The organism is Streptomyces sp. UC4497, assembly GCF_054871485.1.
The window spans coordinates 24450-40342 of the sequence record NZ_JBTYHB010000047.1 but is presented as its reverse complement, the minus strand read 5'-3'; the positions used below and the strand labels follow the sequence as shown (position 1 = coordinate 40342).

Sequence of the window (15893 nt, the reverse complement as noted above, 5' to 3'; positions counted from 1 at the left end):
CAAGGCGGAGGAGGGCGTCAACGCGGAGCGTTGGCAACCGACGACAACGCCGCAGATGGGCGTGCCAGGGCCCGCGACTGCAGCAAGATCCGTCAGAAGGGCCCTAAGCCTTCCGCCCGACCCCACCGAACATCGCGACCTCCGCGAGCTTCTCCGGGTCGCCCGACTCCGGACGCCAGCGCGTGCAGGAGACGACGCCCGGTTCCAGCAGCTCAAGACCGTCGAAGAACCGGGCGATCCGCTCCGGCGTGCGCTGGTTCAGCTTGGGGGTGCCGTTCTCGTTCCAGAACGCGACGGCCGCGTCCACGTCGGGCATGGTCGGGCTGGTGACGGTGTGCGAGAGCACGAGGTGGCTGCCCGAGGGCAGCGCGTCGAGGAGGCGTCGCACGAATCCGTACGGGTCCTCGTCGTCGCCGACGAAAATGATCACGCCAAGGAGCATCAGACCCACAGGACGGGTGAGGTCGAGGGTCTTGGCTGCCTGTTCGAGGATCTGGTCGACATCGCGCAGGTCGGCGTCGAGGTAGTCCGTGCGGCCCTCCGGCGTGCTCTTCAGCAGGGCCTGGGCGTGGCGCAGGACGATCGGGTCGTTGTCGACGTAGACGACCCGGGTGTCCGGGGCGATCCGCTGGGCGACCTCGTGGGTGTTGTCGACGGTGGGCAGTCCGGTGCCGATGTCGAGGAACTGGCGTATCCCCACGTCCTCGGTCAGGTTGCGCACGGCCCGCCCCAGGAACGCGCGGTCCGCGCGGGCGTACTCGGCGATCCCCGGGTGCAGCTTCCGGATCTGCTCGCCCGCGGCCTCGTCGACGGGGTAGAAGTCCTTGCCGCCCAGCCAGTAGTTCCAGATCCGGGCGGTGTGCGGCCTGCTGGTGTCGATACGGGTACGCAGGTTGTCGGGCTGCGCGGTGTCGGTCACGAGATGCGTCTCCCAGCGTGGGTGTGATCAGGCACGGGGCACTCACCCTAATTCGCGACGTGCAGGGAACGAACACGGGGCGGGACAACCCTCGCGCGACGAGGCACAGTTGGCCGCTACTGCCCGACCCTCCCGTCGACACACTCGCGCAGCAGATCGGCGTGCCCGCAGTGCCGGGCGTACTCCTCCACCCTGTGCACCATCAGCTCGCGGACGGCGATCCGTTCCCTGCCGACCTTCGCGCCCAGGTCCGCGTGCTCGGCCAAGGCCGCGTCGGTCGCGGCCTGTTCGCGTTCCAGGTCGGCGAACGCCGCGTCCACCACGGCCGGTTCGGCGACGGCGCCTTCGAAGTCCGTGTCCTTCTTGCCGTACAGCCTGGGCAGCGGTTCGCCCTCGGTGATCCAGTTGTGCCAGTCGCGTTCCACCTCGGCGAGGTGGCGCACCAGGCCGAGCAGCGACATCGTCGACGGTGGGACGGAACGCCGGGCGAGCTGTTCCGGGGTCAGGCCCGCGCACTTCAACCGCAGGGTGAGGCGATAGTTCGTCAGGAAGTCCACCAGCGTGGCGAGTTCGCCTTCGGGGCTGCTGTCGTTCTCGCGTGGGTCGTCGTCCGGGTCCGCCCACATGTCCGGGTAGACGGTGGCCTCGGTCCAGCGCGCGGGTTCGTCGGTCATGGGCTGCATGGTGGTCGGTGGCGGCCCCTGACCGCCACCGATATTGCGGCCCGGGACTGCCTGAGGCCGCCCCGGGCCGCCCCAGCGCTCAGAACGTGACCAGGATCTTCCCGAGCACTCCGCCCGCCTCGAAGCGTTCGTGGGCGGCCCTGATGTCCGCCAGCGGGTAGCGGGCGGCGACGCGCACACGGAGTTCCTCGCCGTCGACCAGCTTGGCGATCCACGCGAGGTCGGCCACGCTCTCCTGCACGTAGCTCTTGCGCGCTCCCGGCACGTCGGGCAACGGCTCGTCGGAGATCGACACGTAGCGGCCCGCGGCGGCGAGGGCGGCGGACGCGTCGAGCCCCGCGGTGTCGAGGACGACCGGATAGTGGGCGCGGGGCAGATCGGCCGCACGGTGCCAGACGTGTTCGGCGCCCAACTCCACCACCGACGACTCGTGTTCGGGGCGGGACACCAGGCCGTCGACGTGGGCGCCCATCGTACGGGCCAGTTGGACCGCCAGACCGCCGACCGCCCCGGCGGCTCCGACGACCAGGACCCGCTCCCCGCCCGCCAGTTCGGCGTTGCGCAGGGCCTGCAAGGCGGTCACTCCGGCCAGCGGCAGCGCCGCCGCGTCCGCCAGAGGGACGCCGGACGGCGCTGCCGTCACCAGGTGTCCCGGCAGGGCGACCAGGTCGGCCCATGTGCCCCGGCCCGTGGCGATCTGGGCGGACATCGCGAACACCTCGTCACCCACGTGGAACGACGCGTCGTTGCTGGCGACCACCCGGCCGGAGACGTCCCAGCCGAGCGTGGCCGGCAGCGGCGGTCCGACCTCCCAGGCCCGGGTCTTCCAGTCGACCGGGTTCAGACTGGTGGCGGTGGTACGGATGAGGACCTCGTCGACAGCGAGGACGGGCTCGGCGATGTCGTCGACGGTCAGGACGTCGGGGCCGCCGTGGCGGTCGATCCGGATGGCGCGCATGGCGTGAAGACCCTTCCAGGGATACGGGGTTGGACCACGTGACCGAGGAAGCTGCCGTCAGGCGGCCTCCCCCGCTCACACCCGGAACGGTAAAGTCTCACATCAATGTCAGAGTCAAGCTGAGAGCCAAGTCGCATCGAGGAGGATCACGTGCGGATCGGTGAGCTGTCCCGCAGGACGGGCGTCCACGAGCGGCTGCTGCGCTACTACGAAGAGCAGCAGCTCCTCGATCCCGTGCGCCGCCCCAGCGGATACCGCGAATACGACGAGGCCGACGTGCACACCGTGCGCCGTATCCGCAGCCTGCTCGCCGCGGGCCTGACCACGGCCACCATCGCCACGATCCTGCCCTGCCTGCGCGACGAGGACGAGCGTCTGGTGCCGACCTGCCCCGACCTCGTCGGCGATCTACTGAAAGAGCGGGACCGCATCTCCCGGGCCATCGACGACCTGCGGTCCTCCCGTTCCGCGCTCGACGACGTCATCGCCGCCGCCCCCGCCGACGTCGCCGAGCGCGCACGAGCTGCCCTCACCACGGGCTGAGCGTCACCCTGCCTGCGCCAGTGCCACCGTCCGCCCACCGAGCGCCGCGGAGAACCGGTCCGTGACCTCGGCGAGCGCCTCGGCGGACGGCTCGGCGACGACCAGCTCACCGCCCTCACCGACCGTGACATCACGGTCGAGGGTGAACCAACCCGGCAGGATGTGGTGCGGCCCCATCGAGTTCAGGACGGGACGCAGGGCGTAGTCGAGGGCCAGGACGTGGGCCGTGGTGCCGCCCGTGGCCAGGGGCAGCACGGTCTTTCCGGCCAGGGCGTACTGCGGGAGCAGGTCGAGGAGAGACTTCAACAGCCCCGAGTAGGCGGCCTTATAGACGGGCGTACCGATGACGATGCCGTCCGCCCGCTCGAACCGGGCGATGGCGTCGACGATGGCCGGGTGCCCGAACTCCGCGCCCAGCAGCGCGTCGGCCGGCAGGGTGCGTACCTGCAACGAGGTCACCTCGTGCCCCTGGTCGCGCAGCCGTTCGTCGAGATGTTCCAGGAGTCGCGCGGTGCGCGACGTGGCGGAGGGGCTGCCGGACACGGAAAGGATGGTGGCCATGGTGGGGCCTTTCGTGAGAGGTGAGAGGAGGGCGGGCGGCTACGGGCGCCGCCGGGCAGCGCGGTTCACCACGCGCTCGACACGACCGTGACCGCGGGCGTCAGGCCTTCGCGCAGCGCTTCGAGGAACGTCACGACCTCCGCGGCCACCGAACGGTGCTGCTTGTCGTTGAGTACGTCGTGGTGGGCGCCGTGGACCACGGCGAGCCGCGCCGAGGCCGACTTCTCCACCGTGAGCGCGAGGGCGTCGCGGTCCGCCAGCGGGTCGGCGTCACCGAAGAGGAACAGCCGCGGGAGGTCCCCCGCGCTGTCGTGGGCCAGCTCCAGGACCGGCGCCGGAACGGGTGTGTTCAGCTCTCCGCGGCGTACAAGGGTGTCGTCCGTGAGCACGCCACGGTGTGTCGGGCAGGAGGTGCGGACGTCGAGTTCCTCGTCCCACGCCTCGGTGCCGGCGGCCGCCCTGCCCGGCAGTCCCGCGAGGACCACGGCGTCCGCGCCAAGGCGGCGCGCCCGGGCCGGGTCCGCGACGAGGGCGGCGACCGCCGCGGCGCCGCTGTCGGAGCCCACCAGGACCAGCGGGGCGGCCGGGGCGCCGCCGGATTCGGACACTGTGCCGTCGGCCGCTTCGGCGAGCCGCGCCACCAGGGTGTCGAGGGTGGCGGCGAGGTCGTCGCCGCTCAGGTCCGGGGTGTCCACGACCCGTACGCGGTAGGCGTCCGCGGCGAGCCGCCTGCCGAACCGCTCGTACACGGCACGGCTCTCGCCGCGTCCGGGCACCACGATGACGGTGCCGCGGGTGAGCAGGCCCTCGGGGGCGAGGTGGTCGGTGTACTGGCTGGTCATCGCGGGGCTCCCAGGGAGGCGGTTTCGATGGTGTGGCGGTTGGCCGGGATCGGCAGGCCGAGGTGGCCGCGCAGGGTGTCGGCCTCGTACGCGGTGCGGAACAGGTCGCGCTTCTGGAGGATCGGTACGACGCCGTCGACGAAGAGCTCGAGTTCCTCCTCGGTGCGGAAGGCGAGGTTGATGCCGTCGAAGGTGCCGGCGTCGAACCACTCCTCGATCCGGTCGGCGACGGTCTCCGGCGCGCCGACGAACGGCGAGCGGCGGAACTCGGCCAGGGACTGGGCGACTTGACGGAGCGTGAGGTTTTCCGTCCGGGCCCGTTCGATGATCTTCGCGGCCCCCGTCCTGCCGCCCTTCTCGGCGAGGTGGGCGACGTCGGGGAAGGGCGCGTCGAGGTCGTGGACACTGAAGTCGTACGCGCCGAAGGAGCGGCCGAGCAGGGCGAGGTGGCGGTCGAAGTCGTTGTCCTCCTCGAAGATCTCGCGTTCACGGCGGCGGGCGGCCTCGTCGGTGGCGGCGACGACCGGGCCGCCGTGGATGAAGATCTTGATGTGTTCGGGGTCGCGGCCGTGGGCGGCGGTGCGGCGCTTGATGTCGGCGTAGTACTCCTGGGCCTGCTGGAGGGAGCCGCCGGGCGCGTAGATGCCCTCGGCGACGCGGGCGGCCAGGTCGCGGCCCTCCTCGGAGACACCGGCCTGGAAGATCACCGGCTGACCCTGCGGGGAGCGCGACAGGTTGAGCGGGCCCGCGACCCTGAAGTGCTCGCCCACGTGGTTCAGTTCGTGCAGCTTGGCCGGGTCGAGGAACACGTTCCGCTCGACGTCGGCGGGGAACGCGTCGTCCTCGTACGAGTCCCACAGGCCGCGTGCGACCTCGACGAACTCCAGGGCCCTGCCGTAGCGGGTGGCGTAGTCGAGGTGTTCCTCGAACCCGTAGTTGCGCGAGGTGCCGGTGTCGAAGCTGGTGACGACGTTCCAGCCGGCCCGGCCGCCACTGATGTGGTCGAGGGAGGCGAAGCGGCGGGCCAGGTTGAACGGCGAGTTGTACGTCGAGCTGGCCGTGCCCACGAGACCGACGTGCCGGGTGTGCGTCGCCACGGCGGAGAGCAGGGTGAGCGGTTCGAGCCGGTTGAGGTAGTGGGAGGGGTAGGTGGCGTTGATGAACTGGCTGTCGACGACGAACAGGGCGTCGAACAGGGCGTGTTCGGCGGCCTGGGCCTGGCGTATGTAGTAGTTGATGTCGATGCTGGCGTTGTTCGCGACGCGCGGGTCCTTCCACAGGCCGTGCTGGCCGGGGCCGCCGACGCCGTAGGGATGCAGCGCGAGGTGGATCTTCTTGCGGGGCATGGGTGTGCCTCTCTGTGGGAGCGGGGCGGCGGGTGGCTCAGGCGGGCAGCAGGGCGCGCAGCGCCTCGCGTTCGGCCCGGGTGGCCGGGGCGCCGTGCAGGGTGGGTGCGGAGCCGAGCAGGAGGCGCGTGTAGGGGTGCTGCGGCTCGTTGACGACGGAGTCCGTCGTACCGGTCTCGACTAGTTCGCCGCGGTACAGGACGGCGACACGGTCGGCGACGCCGGCGACGGAGCCGAGGTCGTGGGAGATGAAGACCAGGGCCGTGCCGTCCGCTCGCAGTTCCTTGAGGATCTCCAGGATCTGGACACGGTTGGCGGAGTCGAGGGCACTGACGGGCTCGTCGAGGATGACGAGGCGGGGGCGCGTCACCAACGCCCGCGCCACGGCGACGCGTTGACGCTGACCGCCGGAGAGCTCGCCGGGCAGTCGGCTCAGCAACTCCTCGCTCAGCCGCACCCGTTCGAGGTACTCGCGGATCCGCTCGGCCGCCTCCGCGCGCGGTACGCCCCCGACACGCAGTGGCTCGCTCAGGGACTCTTCGATGGTCAGGTCCGGGTCGAGGCTGCGCAGCGGGTCCTGGAAGACGTACTGGATGACGCCCCGGCGGCGCAGGCCGCGCCACTGGCGGCGGCTGTGGCCGGTGACGTCCGCTCCCCCGAAAGTGATGGTGCCGGATGTGGCGGGCACGAGGCCGAGGACGGCGCGGGCGAGCGTGGACTTCCCCGATCCCGTCTCGCCGATGAGACCGAGCGTCTCACCGGGCGCCACGCTGAGCGAGACCCCGTGCAGGGCTTGGCGGCGGCGCCTGCGGGGGCCGTAGTGGACGTCGAGCGAGGCGATGTCGAGGACCGACGTCGCCTTCTCCGTACGGTCGTTGTCACTCACACGTCCCCCTTGGCGGAAGCGGTCGACGTCCCCGTGCGGAATCTTTCGATGCCGTACAGCTCGTGTTCGGCGATGAGCAGCCGGGTGTACTCGTGCCGCGGGGCGTGCAGCACCTCGCTCGTAGGGCCCTGTTCGACGACCGTGCCCTCCCTCATCACCAGTACCTCGTCGCAGAGTTGGGCCACCACGGCGAGGTCGTGGGAGACGACCACGAGGGCCAGGCCCGCACGGTCGCGCAGGTCCGCCAGGAGGTCGAGGATCTCCGCCTGGACCGTGACGTCCAGTGCCGTCGTGGCCTCGTCGGCGATGAGGATGCGGGGCTCGGCGGCGATCGCGGTGGCGATCAGGACGCGTTGCAGCATGCCGCCGGAGAGTTCGTGGGGGTACTGGCCGTAGCTGAGTTCCGGGTCGCGCAGGTGCACGGTGCGCAGCAGCTCGATCGCCTTCACCCGTGCCTCGCGCCTGCTCAGACCCTTCTTCACTCGGAGCACCTCGGCGAGCTGTGCGCCGACGCGGATCGAGGGGTTGAGGTAGGAGGCCGGGTCCTGGAAGACGGCGGCGATGGTGGTGCCGCGCAGCCGGGTCCACTGCTTCGCGGTCAGGGTGGCGGTGTCGGTGCCGTCGAGTTCGACGTGGCCGCCGGTGATCTCGAAGTGCGGTGGCAGGATGCCGAGCGCGGCGCGGCAGGTGAGGGTCTTTCCGCTGCCGGACTCGCCGACGATGCCGACCGTCGTGCCGGGCCTGAGCTCGAAGCCGACGCCGTGCACGATCTCCCGGTCGGTGGCCGTGTCGGCGATGCGCACATCCCGCAGGGACATCACGGGCGCGGCCCGGACGCCGTCGTCGCGGTCCTGCTCGCGGGCGAGGTCGGTGGGCGCTGTGGTCATGTCGTACCTCCGGCGGGGGCGGTCTCGTCGAGGCGGTTCCGGCCGGCGGGGGCCCGGCCGCTCGTGGCCGTTCCGGACACGTCGCGGATCGCGTCGGCGAGCAGGTTCGCGGCCCACACCGTCGCCATGATCAGGAGGGCGGGCGGGAGCGGGGCCCAGGGCTGCTGGCCGAGGTAGCCGAGGTCGGAGGCGAGCAGCCCGCCCCAGGTGGGTTCGGGCGGCTGGACGCCGATGCCGAGGAACGTCAGGCTCGACACGATCACGAAGCCGGTGCCGATGGTCTGCGCGAGAGCGACCGCGAGTGGCGGCAGCACCTTCGCCCAGACATGGCGTCGCACGATCCAGCCGATCGAGGCCCCGGAGATCAACGCGGCCTCTACGTAAGGGGATCGGGCCACGGCCAGCGTGGCGGCGCGGGACACCCGGTAGAACAGCGGGGACACCAGCGCGCCGGTCACGAGCATCGCCTGTGTGATGCCGTTGCCGAGCAGCGCGATCACCGCGACGGCGAACAGGAGGAACGGCAGCGCGACGAGTGTGTCGGCGAGGCGCAGTGTCAGCCACTCGAAGACGCGGCCGAGGTACACCGACAGGATGCCCGGGATCGACCCCACGACCAGTGCGGTCAGGGCGACTTCGAGTGAGCCGAGGACGCTGACCCGGGACCCGTCGAGGAGCCGGCTGAGCACGTCGCGGCCGAGGTAGTCGGCGCCCAGCCAGTGCTCCCCGGAGGCGGCGGCGAGGGTGTCACCGCTCGTCGCCAGGGGGTTCTGCGGGGCAAGGAGGGGTCCGAGGAGCGCGAGCAGGGCGACGACGGTGAGGATGACGACGGCGATGCGGCCCGTGGTGAGGGCGAGGATGCGGCGCATCATGGTGGCTCACACTCCCCTCTGCGCGGCCGGCGTCACGCGCGCCAGGACCAGGTTGACGATCAGGTTGAAGCCGACGACGAGGACGATCGACACCACGAGCACTCCCTGGACGGCGGGTACGTCGCCGGCCTGCGCGGCGTCGTTGGCGAACCGGCCGAAGCCCTGCAGGCCGAAGATCCATTCGGTGACGACGGAGGCACCCACGAGGGCCGGGAACTTGAGGCCGAGGGTGGCGAGCGTCGGCCCGAGGGCGTTGCGCAGGACGTGTCCGAGGAAGATCCGCCGGGGGCTGAGGCCCCGGACCACGGCCCCGGTGACGTAGTTCTCGCGGGAGGCGGCGATCAGGCTCGTGCGCAGTTGGCGTGCCACGTCGGCGACGACGTCGCAGCTGAGCGCGAGGGCCGGCAGCAGGATGTGCAGGGCCCACGGCCCGAACCCCTGCGCCAGTGGCACATATCCGGCGGACGGGAACCAGCCGAGCCCGACGGCGAACACGGTGACCAGGACGATGCCGACGACGAACGCCGGCATCACCGAGATCACGGTGACGAAGCCGGTGACCGCCCGGTCGATCCAGGTGGTCCGGCGCAGCGCGGCCACGGTGCCGAGGACGAAGCCCAGGACCACGCCGATGACGAGCGCGGCGCCCGCAACGGACAGGCTCACGCCGAGGCCGGTGCCGATGAGGGTCGAGATGTCGGAGCCGTTGGTCCAGCTGGTGCCCAACTGCCCGTGCAGGACGCCGTTGAACCAGTCGCCGTACTGGGCGAGGAAGGGCCGGTCGAGGCCCCACTGGGCCTCGACGCGGGCGATGGCCTCCGGGGTCGCCTTCTCCCCCAACTGGATGCGGGCCGGGCTGAGTCCGCTCATCGAGCGCAGCGCGAACGTCACGAACGTCGCCACGACGAAGACGGGGATGAAGATGGCGACGGAGCGTCCGACGGTGGCCAGGACGCGGCCCAGTACATGCGCGGTTCTGCTCCGCGTGTGAGGGCTGCCGCTCACGGTGTCAGGTACGCCGCTCACGATGTCTGGCATGCCGCTCACGCCCCGGGTTTGATGGTGACGCCGGTCCAGTCGATGTGGGCCGGGTTCTTCGGGAGGTCGGATACCGTCTTGCTCTTGGCGATGAGGTTCGGCTGGGAGTACGTGAAGACCAGCGCCTTGCTGTGCAGGCCCGCGCGGGTCGCGGCCCGGAGGACCTTCGGGTAGTCGGGATCGTCGATGCGGGTCTCGCGGACCTTCGCGACGGCGTCCTCGAAGCCCTTCGGCTCGTACGGGGTGCTGAGGTTGAGCGGTCCGTCGGGACCGAAGTGCGCGGTGAGGGTCTGCGCGGCGGAGTCGCGGCCGGTCGTCGAGTACAGGGAGAACGTCAGGTCCTTGGCGAAGAACGGGGTCGCCCAGTTCTTGTCGATCTTGATGTTGACCTTGATGCCGACCTTGGCGAGCTGCGACTGGACGATCTCGGCCTCGGGCTGCTCTTCCGGGATGACGAGGTCGAGCTTGATGTCACCTGCCTTGTAGCCGGCCTGGGCGAGCAGCTTCTTCGACTTCGCCGGGTCGTACGGGTAGGCGTTCGCCGACGCGGGGTCGTAGGCCGTGTACCCCTTGGGGAACGGCTGGTCGGTCTCCTCGCCGTAGCCGAACGTCAGCTTGTCCACGAACTCCTGACGGTCGATCGCATGGCGGACCGCGTCGACGACCTTGTCGTTGTCAAAGGGCTTCTTGTTGACGTTCAGGCTGATGTTGGAGGCGTTGAAGCCGGGCTGGACGAAGACGTCGAGTCCGGCCTTCTTGGCGGCGTCGGCCTGGCTGGGCTCGATGTCGGCGAAGTTGTAGACGCCGGTCTGGAGGCCGGACACGACGGTGGAGGCGTCGGGCGCCGAGGTCAGTTCGACCTGGTCGATGTGGATGTTCTTGGCGTCCCAGTACTTCGGGTTCTTCTTCAGGACGGCCTTGGTGCCGGGGATGAGCTGGGTGACGGTGAACGGTCCGGCACCGACGGGCTGCTGGTCGAGCTTCGCGGGGGACTTCGCCGCCTTGGGGCTGGCTATCTGGAGGACGCGCTGGCCCAGCAACTGCGGTATCTGGTAGTCGACTTGCTTGAGTTCGACGACCGCGTCGAGGCCCTTCGCCCGCACCGACTCGATCGAGGTGAGGTCACCGAAGAGGGCCGAGTTCTTCTGCTTCTTGGCCCGGTCGATCGCCGCCTTGACCGCTGCCCCGTCTACGGGTTCGCCATCGCTGAACTTCTGTCCCGCGCGCAGATGGAAGGTGATCCGGTCGCCGCGCTTGTTGTAGTCCCAGCTCTTGGCGAGGTCGGGGACCGCGTCGCCCTTCTCGTCGGTGCGCGTCAACGAGGCGTAGACCATGGAGAGTTCACGGAACTGGGCGCCGCTCCCGCCGACCACCGGGTCCCAGTGGGTCGGGAAGTAGGTGGAGGTCCACTTCAAGGTGGCGCCCCCGCCCGCCGCCGAGGCGCCGTCGCCACCGCATCCGCTGAGGGTGGAGACGAGGAGGAGGGCGGCCCCCGCGGCCGGGGCGGCGGCCTTCAGGGATCGTCGGCGCATTCTGGGCATGGGGCGTCCGGACATGTGTGTCTCTCTGCGACGGCTCCCGCGCATCGAGGGCAGCGCGAAGGAGCGAAGGACAAGGCACGCGCAGCCACCCCGCGGCATGCGCCGGGGCACACCGATGGGCAGGGTGGAACGCGGTGAAGGAGGCATGACGGATGAGCGGCTCGAAGAGCCGGCCGTCAGGAAAGAGCGCCCGGGACGTCCTGGGCTCCCGGGAATTCCCAGGGAGAGCGTTCAGGCACGCGGGAGGCTACGTGGAGGGAGAGGAAGTCAGCGACAGAGTGCGCTACACGTGCGCCGCAGGTCCACGTAGCGGCACACCACGCCGGGGTGCGTCGTCAGCATGCTGCACATCCTGACCCGCCCGGCCCCCGGCTGTCAATGGACACCAATTGGTGTCTCATTACGCGGGACGCCTCGATGTCGCTGGTCAACGCGGTGCCAGGGGGCCGGAGTTGTCGTCGAGGCGGGTCGCCGGATGTGCCTCGGCCTCGCTCGGGCAGAGCCACAGCGGGCCGTTCGCGGTGTCGGCGCGGACCGCGTCCGGGGGCGGCCAGGGTCCGCACACCAGGGCCGAACGCTCGGGTTCGGTCAGGGTGCGGTGGCGGCGCAGCGCCTCGTCGGCGGGCAGCGGCCGCACCGGTGCCGTCAGGCCGGGGCTCAACTCCTCCACGGCCGCGACGTACTCGTCGTACGGCCGCCATCCCGGCACCACCCGATACCCCGCCTCCCCACGCACCAGCACCGTGGGCAGGGCGTACCGCAGCCCCGTCCCGTCGTCCGTCTCCTTGGCCGCGCCGGGGTGCGGCGAGTCACCGGGCGGTGGCGCGAGCACCTCCGCGACCGGCCGCCGGGCCTCGGCGCGATCCGCAAGGACCTTCGCCCGTACGGCTTCTGATGTGGCGTCACGCCGCAGGCGGTCGGAGTCGAGTCCGGGGACGTCACGTACCGCACTCAGGGCGAGGTCGAGCGTGTCGGCCGGCTCCCCGAGGACGAAAACGGTCTCCCGCAAGCGGCGCAGCGCCCACGCGGACACCTCCTCACCCTGGGACTCCGCCGCCTTCGCCACCAGGGACGAGGGCCAGGAGCTCGCGGCGACCCGGCTCAGGCGGGCGGCGTACGGGGCCCGGGTGTGCGCGCCGATCTCCTCGATGTAGCGCGCGTACCAGGCGGTCTCCGCGGCGGCGTCGGGGGCCGGGTCATCGTCGTCGTCGAAGAGGATGCAGTACACCCGACGCCAGCGGACCCGCCCCTCCAGCGCCTGCCGCAGCCTGCGGAGGGTCGGCTCGGAGCCCCAGGACCAGGGGCACAACGGGTCGGTGTACTCGACGACTTCGAGCCGCGGCGCCACTGGGACTTCGAGCCGCGAAGCCACCGGATCGCCGGTCACGCGGCGCCCTGCGCGGGGACGGGATCCGCCCCGCTCTCCACCCCGTCCTCGGCCTCCGCCAGCAGCGCCGCCACGGTCACCCCGCCCAGCACGGCCGCGGCGTCCGCCTCGATCCGCCGCCACACCCCCGGTAGCCCGCGCGCGGCGCCGGAGTAGCCGAGGCCGGACAGTGGCTCGCCGCGCAGGGTGATCAGCTCGCCGTCGACAGCGCGGGTGACATCGAGGAGCGTGATCGTGTCGGCCGGCACACCGAGCCAGTACCCGCCCACGCAGCCGCGCTGGCTGCGTACGAGTCCGGCCCTGCGCAGCTCGCCCACCACCGATTTGAGGAACCGGAACGGAATCCCCTGGGCGTCGGCGATGGCCTCGCAGGTGAGCGGTTGTTCGGGGGCGCGGGCGAGCTCGAGGAGCGCGCGCGTGGCGTAGTCCGCCTTCGCGGAGATATGCATGGCCACATGATGCCCGAAGACGGCCTTGGGGCAAGGTCCGTGCCTCCCCCTCCTCGAACATTGCGGGAACATTGCCGCAGGTGAGAGCCAATGGACACCTCTTGACATCTTTTCTCTCACCGCTCTAGCGTCGCCACCATGACCGAGCCGTTGACGACACCCGGTGAGGGCTTCCACCCCCATCTCCACGACGCCCCGAACTCCCCTTCCGCTTCCCTGCGTTCGCGGCTGCACCACGTCCGCGCCGACGCCCTGGACGGCGACACCGCGCAGAGCGGCGGCATGCGGCGCTTCGCCGCCGTCAGCGGGAACACTGTGGGGTCCGAGAAGCTGTGGATGGGCCAGACGCATGTCGCCCCGTCGACCGCGTCCTCCGATCACCACCACGGCGAGTCCGAGACCGCCATCTATGTGGTGAGCGGGCACCCGGAGTTCGTGTTCCTCGACGACTCGGGCGCCGGCGAGGAGGAGGTCAGGCTCCGCACCTCCCCCGGCGACTACATCTTCGTCCCGCCCTACGTGCCTCACCGCGAGGAGAACCCCGACCCCGCCGACGAGGCCGTGGTCGTCATCGCCCGCAGCACGCAGGAGGCCATCGTGGTCAACCTGCCGAAGCTGTACGCGCTTTCGGACACGGACACCGACACGGGCCAGGAAGCGTAGTCGCGGACACTGGCATCGGGGCGGGCCACTCGGACAGGATGGCCCCATGAAATCGATCTCTTTCCCCGGTGCCAAGGCGCCGTCCTCGAACGTCGTCCTGGGCCTGATGCGCGTCGCGGAGCTCGACGACAAGGACATCCGCGTCCTCTACGACAGCGCCCGCGACGCCGGGATCAACAGCTTCGACCACGCCGACATCTACGGGCCCACCCGGCACGCCTGCGAGGAGCGCTTCGGGCAGGCGGTCACGCTGAGCGCCGCGGAGCGCGAGTCGATCGTCATCCAGAGCAAGGTCGGCATCCGGTCCGGCTTCTTCGACTTCTCCCGTGAGCACATCGTGCGCACCGTCGACGAGTCGCTCGCGGCACTGCGCACCGACTACCTCGATGTCCTTCTCCTGCACCGCCCGGACACCCTCGTGGAGCCGGAGGAGGTCGCTGCGGCCTTCGACGAGCTGCACGCGGCGGGCAAGGTCGTGAACTTCGGTGTCTCCAACCACACGCCGGGGCAGGTCGAGCTGCTGAAGACGGCGGTGCGTCAGCCGCTGGTGGCCAACCAGGTCCAACTGAGCATCACGCACGCCCCGTTGATCGCCTCCGGTGTCGCCGCGAACATGGCCGGGCTCGACCAGTCGGTGAGCCGCGACAACGGGCTGCTCGACTACTCGCGTCTGCACAAGATGACCCTGCAGGCGTGGTCGCCGTTCCAGAAGGGCTTCTTCGACGGTGTCTTCATCGGCGACCGTGAGAACTACGCGGAGCTGAACACCGCGCTCGACGAGCTGGCCGCCAAGTACGAGGTGACCCCGACCGGCATCGCGGTCGCCTGGATCACCCGGCACCCGGCCGACATGCAGGTCGTGCTCGGCACCACCAACCCGGGCCGGGTCGCCGAGTCCGCGGCGGGCTCGGAGATCCCGCTGACCCGCGAGGAGTGGTACCGCCTGTTCCGCGCGGCGGGGCACACGCTGCCGTAGGGCCTGCCGTTCGGATCGGACCCTGGGCGCACCGGGCCCCGCCTCCACGGGCGGGGCCCACCGCGGTCATTCGCAGTGCTGCCGCGACCGCTCGTCATCGCTCTTCGAGGCCACCGTCGCCGAGGAGCGCGCCCCCACCGCCGGGGCCAGGAAGACGGCCGTCGTCGTGAACGCGAGCACGACCACCATGGCCGTCCGCAGTCCGTAGTGGTCGCCGAGGAAGCCCAGGCACGGCGGTCCGACGAGGAACGCGATGTAGCCGAGCATGGCCACCAGACTCACCCGCGCCGCCGGGTTCTCGCCCGAGTCGCCGGCCGCCGAGAGCGCGACGGGGAAGCCGAGCGAGGCACCGAGCCCCCAGAACAGCACGGCCGCGCTGGCGAGGGCGGCGGAGTCGGAGAAGACGACCAGGGCGATACCGAGCGTCGCCGACACGGCGCTGGCGCGCACGACGGGCTTGCGGCCGAGGCGTCCGATGAAGAACCCGCCGACGAACCGGCCGATCGTCATCGCGGCGGCGAAGCCGGTGTAGACGGCCGAACCGAGCGCGGGGTCCATGTCGTGACCATCGACCATGAGCAGCGGCAGCCAGTCGTTCGCGGCTCCCTCGGCGAGCGCCATCGCGAGGATGATGCCCCCGAGGAGCAGCAACTGCCGGTCCCGCCACACCTTCGCCTTGGACGCGCTGTCCGCGGCGCCCGCCTTCGACGCGCCGCCCGTCGTCTTGCCGACGCCCGCGGGGATGGCCCGGATCGCGTAGCCGAACATGACGGTGGTGACCACGGCGACGACGATCAGGTGCCACTGCACGGGGAACTCGACCGCCGTGCACAGGATGCCGACCGCCGCGCCCACGACCGTTCCCAGGCTGAAGAAGCCGTGCAGCGTCGGCAGGATGGTGCGCGCGGTGATCCGTTCCACCTCGGCGCCGTCGATGTTGATGGCGACCTCTCCCCCGCCCATTCCGGCGCCGAAGAGGAGCAGTCCCGCGGTGACGAGGGGCGCGGAGGACGCCATCGCGCCGAGGCCGATGACCGCCATGCTGATGGTGATCAGCACCGTCGCCACGCCCATCACGGGCCGCGAGCCGAACCGGCCGACGAGCGTGCCCGAGCACAGGATGCCGATCATCGAGCCGACCGAGAGCCCGAAGAGGATGAGCCCCATCTGTGCGGTCGATGCGCCCAGTTGGTCCCGTACGTCGGGTGTACGGGTCACCCATGACGACATCGACAGGCCGGGTATCAGGAAGAAGAGGAACAGGGCCGTCCGTCTGCGGCGGGTGTCCAGGTCCATCGGCAACGGGCTCTCTCTTGCGTGGAGTTCAGGCACTTGCGTGGCG

Annotated in this window: 17 protein-coding genes; 3 read left to right on the top strand and 14 right to left on the bottom strand. The window is 70.8% G+C overall.

Annotated features, from left to right (window positions below; all coding sequences use genetic code 11):
* Window positions 1–103: 103 nt before the first annotated feature.
* The 3 genes from ACYSUO_RS37995 to ACYSUO_RS37985 all read right to left on the bottom strand — a co-directional run bounded on the left by ACYSUO_RS37995 (window position 104) and on the right by ACYSUO_RS37985 (window position 2560).
* Complete coding sequence (locus ACYSUO_RS37995) at window positions 104–919, bottom strand: SAM-dependent methyltransferase (protein ID WP_461780766.1); 816 nt, start codon at window positions 917–919, stop codon at window positions 104–106.
* A gap of 116 nt (window positions 920–1035) precedes the next feature.
* Window positions 1036–1602: a DinB family protein gene (locus ACYSUO_RS37990; protein ID WP_461780765.1), complete on the bottom strand. Its 567-nt coding sequence runs from the start codon at window positions 1600–1602 to the stop codon at window positions 1036–1038.
* Window positions 1603–1681: 79 nt separating this feature from the next.
* On the bottom strand, window positions 1682–2560 hold the full coding sequence (locus ACYSUO_RS37985) for an NADP-dependent oxidoreductase (protein ID WP_461780764.1): 879 nt from the start codon (window positions 2558–2560) through the stop codon (window positions 1682–1684).
* Window positions 2561–2710: 150 nt separating this feature from the next.
* Here ACYSUO_RS37985 and ACYSUO_RS37980 point away from each other — a divergent pair, with 150 nt between their 5' ends.
* Window positions 2711–3103, top strand: a complete 393-nt coding sequence (locus ACYSUO_RS37980) for a MerR family transcriptional regulator (protein ID WP_461780763.1) — start codon at window positions 2711–2713, stop codon at window positions 3101–3103.
* Window positions 3104–3106: 3 nt separating this feature from the next.
* On the opposite strand, the gene ssuE is transcribed toward ACYSUO_RS37980, so the two are convergent.
* The 10 genes from ssuE to ACYSUO_RS37930 all read right to left on the bottom strand — a co-directional run bounded on the left by ssuE (window position 3107) and on the right by ACYSUO_RS37930 (window position 12912).
* Window positions 3107–3664, bottom strand: a complete 558-nt coding sequence (gene ssuE, locus ACYSUO_RS37975) for an NADPH-dependent FMN reductase (RefSeq protein ID WP_461780762.1) — start codon at window positions 3662–3664, stop codon at window positions 3107–3109.
* 65 nt (window positions 3665–3729) lie between these two features.
* The gene (locus tag ACYSUO_RS37970) at window positions 3730–4506 is read right to left on the bottom strand and encodes an alpha/beta hydrolase (RefSeq protein ID WP_461780761.1); all 777 of its coding nucleotides are present in this window, start codon (window positions 4504–4506) and stop codon (window positions 3730–3732) included.
* The gene (locus ACYSUO_RS37965; protein WP_461780760.1) at window positions 4503–5852 is read right to left on the bottom strand and encodes an LLM class flavin-dependent oxidoreductase; all 1350 of its coding nucleotides are present in this window, start codon (window positions 5850–5852) and stop codon (window positions 4503–4505) included. Before ACYSUO_RS37965 ends, ACYSUO_RS37970 begins: the two co-directional genes overlap by 4 nt.
* A 37-nt stretch (window positions 5853–5889) precedes the next feature.
* On the bottom strand, window positions 5890–6738 hold the full coding sequence (locus ACYSUO_RS37960; protein WP_461780759.1) for an ABC transporter ATP-binding protein: 849 nt from the start codon (window positions 6736–6738) through the stop codon (window positions 5890–5892).
* On the bottom strand, window positions 6735–7625 hold the full coding sequence (locus tag ACYSUO_RS37955) for an ABC transporter ATP-binding protein (protein ID WP_461780758.1): 891 nt from the start codon (window positions 7623–7625) through the stop codon (window positions 6735–6737). Before ACYSUO_RS37955 ends, ACYSUO_RS37960 begins: the two co-directional genes overlap by 4 nt.
* Entirely contained in the window at window positions 7622–8497 is an 876-nt protein-coding gene (locus tag ACYSUO_RS37950) for an ABC transporter permease (RefSeq protein ID WP_461780757.1), read from the bottom strand. The genes ACYSUO_RS37955 and ACYSUO_RS37950 overlap by 4 nt, the downstream gene beginning before the upstream one ends.
* 6 nt (window positions 8498–8503) lie before the next feature.
* Complete coding sequence (locus ACYSUO_RS37945) at window positions 8504–9535, bottom strand: ABC transporter permease (protein ID WP_461780796.1); 1032 nt, start codon at window positions 9533–9535, stop codon at window positions 8504–8506.
* 5 nt (window positions 9536–9540) lie between these two features.
* Complete coding sequence (locus ACYSUO_RS37940) at window positions 9541–11067, bottom strand: ABC transporter substrate-binding protein (protein ID WP_461780756.1); 1527 nt, start codon at window positions 11065–11067, stop codon at window positions 9541–9543.
* A 436-nt stretch (window positions 11068–11503) separates the two neighbouring features.
* Entirely contained in the window at window positions 11504–12463 is a 960-nt protein-coding gene (locus ACYSUO_RS37935) for a DsbA family oxidoreductase (protein ID WP_461780755.1), read from the bottom strand.
* Entirely contained in the window at window positions 12460–12912 is a 453-nt protein-coding gene (locus ACYSUO_RS37930; RefSeq protein ID WP_461780754.1) for an RrF2 family transcriptional regulator, read from the bottom strand. Before ACYSUO_RS37930 ends, ACYSUO_RS37935 begins: the two co-directional genes overlap by 4 nt.
* Window positions 12913–13050: 138 nt before the next feature.
* On the opposite strand from ACYSUO_RS37930, the gene ACYSUO_RS37925 reads away from it, so the two are divergent.
* Entirely contained in the window at window positions 13051–13575 is a 525-nt protein-coding gene (locus tag ACYSUO_RS37925) for a cupin domain-containing protein (RefSeq protein ID WP_461780753.1), read from the top strand.
* Between the two features lie 46 nt (window positions 13576–13621).
* On the top strand, window positions 13622–14551 hold the full coding sequence (locus ACYSUO_RS37920; protein ID WP_461780752.1) for an aldo/keto reductase: 930 nt from the start codon (window positions 13622–13624) through the stop codon (window positions 14549–14551).
* Between the two features lie 66 nt (window positions 14552–14617).
* Here ACYSUO_RS37920 and ACYSUO_RS37915 read toward each other — a convergent pair whose 3' ends face one another.
* Window positions 14618–15847, bottom strand: coding sequence for an MFS transporter (locus ACYSUO_RS37915; RefSeq protein ID WP_461780751.1), 1230 nt, complete (start codon window positions 15845–15847; stop codon window positions 14618–14620).
* Window positions 15848–15893: the final 46 nt, after the last annotated feature.

Coding starts and splice junctions, on each gene's coding strand:
- ACYSUO_RS37965 (WP_461780760.1), bottom strand. CDS start 5,852: ATGCCCCGCAAGAAGATCCACCTCGCGCTGCATCCCTACGGCGTCGGC.
- ACYSUO_RS37955 (WP_461780758.1), bottom strand. CDS start 7,625: ATGACCACAGCGCCCACCGACCTCGCCCGCGAGCAGGACCGCGACGAC.
- ACYSUO_RS37970 (WP_461780761.1), bottom strand. CDS start 4,506: ATGACCAGCCAGTACACCGACCACCTCGCCCCCGAGGGCCTGCTCACC.
- ACYSUO_RS37940 (WP_461780756.1), bottom strand. CDS start 11,067: ATGCGCCGACGATCCCTGAAGGCCGCCGCCCCGGCCGCGGGGGCCGCC.
- ACYSUO_RS37925 (WP_461780753.1), top strand. CDS start 13,051: ATGACCGAGCCGTTGACGACACCCGGTGAGGGCTTCCACCCCCATCTC.
- ACYSUO_RS37915 (WP_461780751.1), bottom strand. CDS start 15,847: ATGGACCTGGACACCCGCCGCAGACGGACGGCCCTGTTCCTCTTCTTC.
- ssuE (WP_461780762.1), bottom strand. CDS start 3,664: ATGGCCACCATCCTTTCCGTGTCCGGCAGCCCCTCCGCCACGTCGCGC.
- ACYSUO_RS37930 (WP_461780754.1), bottom strand. CDS start 12,912: ATGCATATCTCCGCGAAGGCGGACTACGCCACGCGCGCGCTCCTCGAG.
- ACYSUO_RS37990 (WP_461780765.1), bottom strand. CDS start 1,602: ATGCAGCCCATGACCGACGAACCCGCGCGCTGGACCGAGGCCACCGTC.
- ACYSUO_RS37945 (WP_461780796.1), bottom strand. CDS start 9,535: ATGCCAGACATCGTGAGCGGCGTACCTGACACCGTGAGCGGCAGCCCT.
- ACYSUO_RS37950 (WP_461780757.1), bottom strand. CDS start 8,497: ATGATGCGCCGCATCCTCGCCCTCACCACGGGCCGCATCGCCGTCGTC.
- ACYSUO_RS37985 (WP_461780764.1), bottom strand. CDS start 2,560: ATGCGCGCCATCCGGATCGACCGCCACGGCGGCCCCGACGTCCTGACC.
- ACYSUO_RS37920 (WP_461780752.1), top strand. CDS start 13,622: ATGAAATCGATCTCTTTCCCCGGTGCCAAGGCGCCGTCCTCGAACGTC.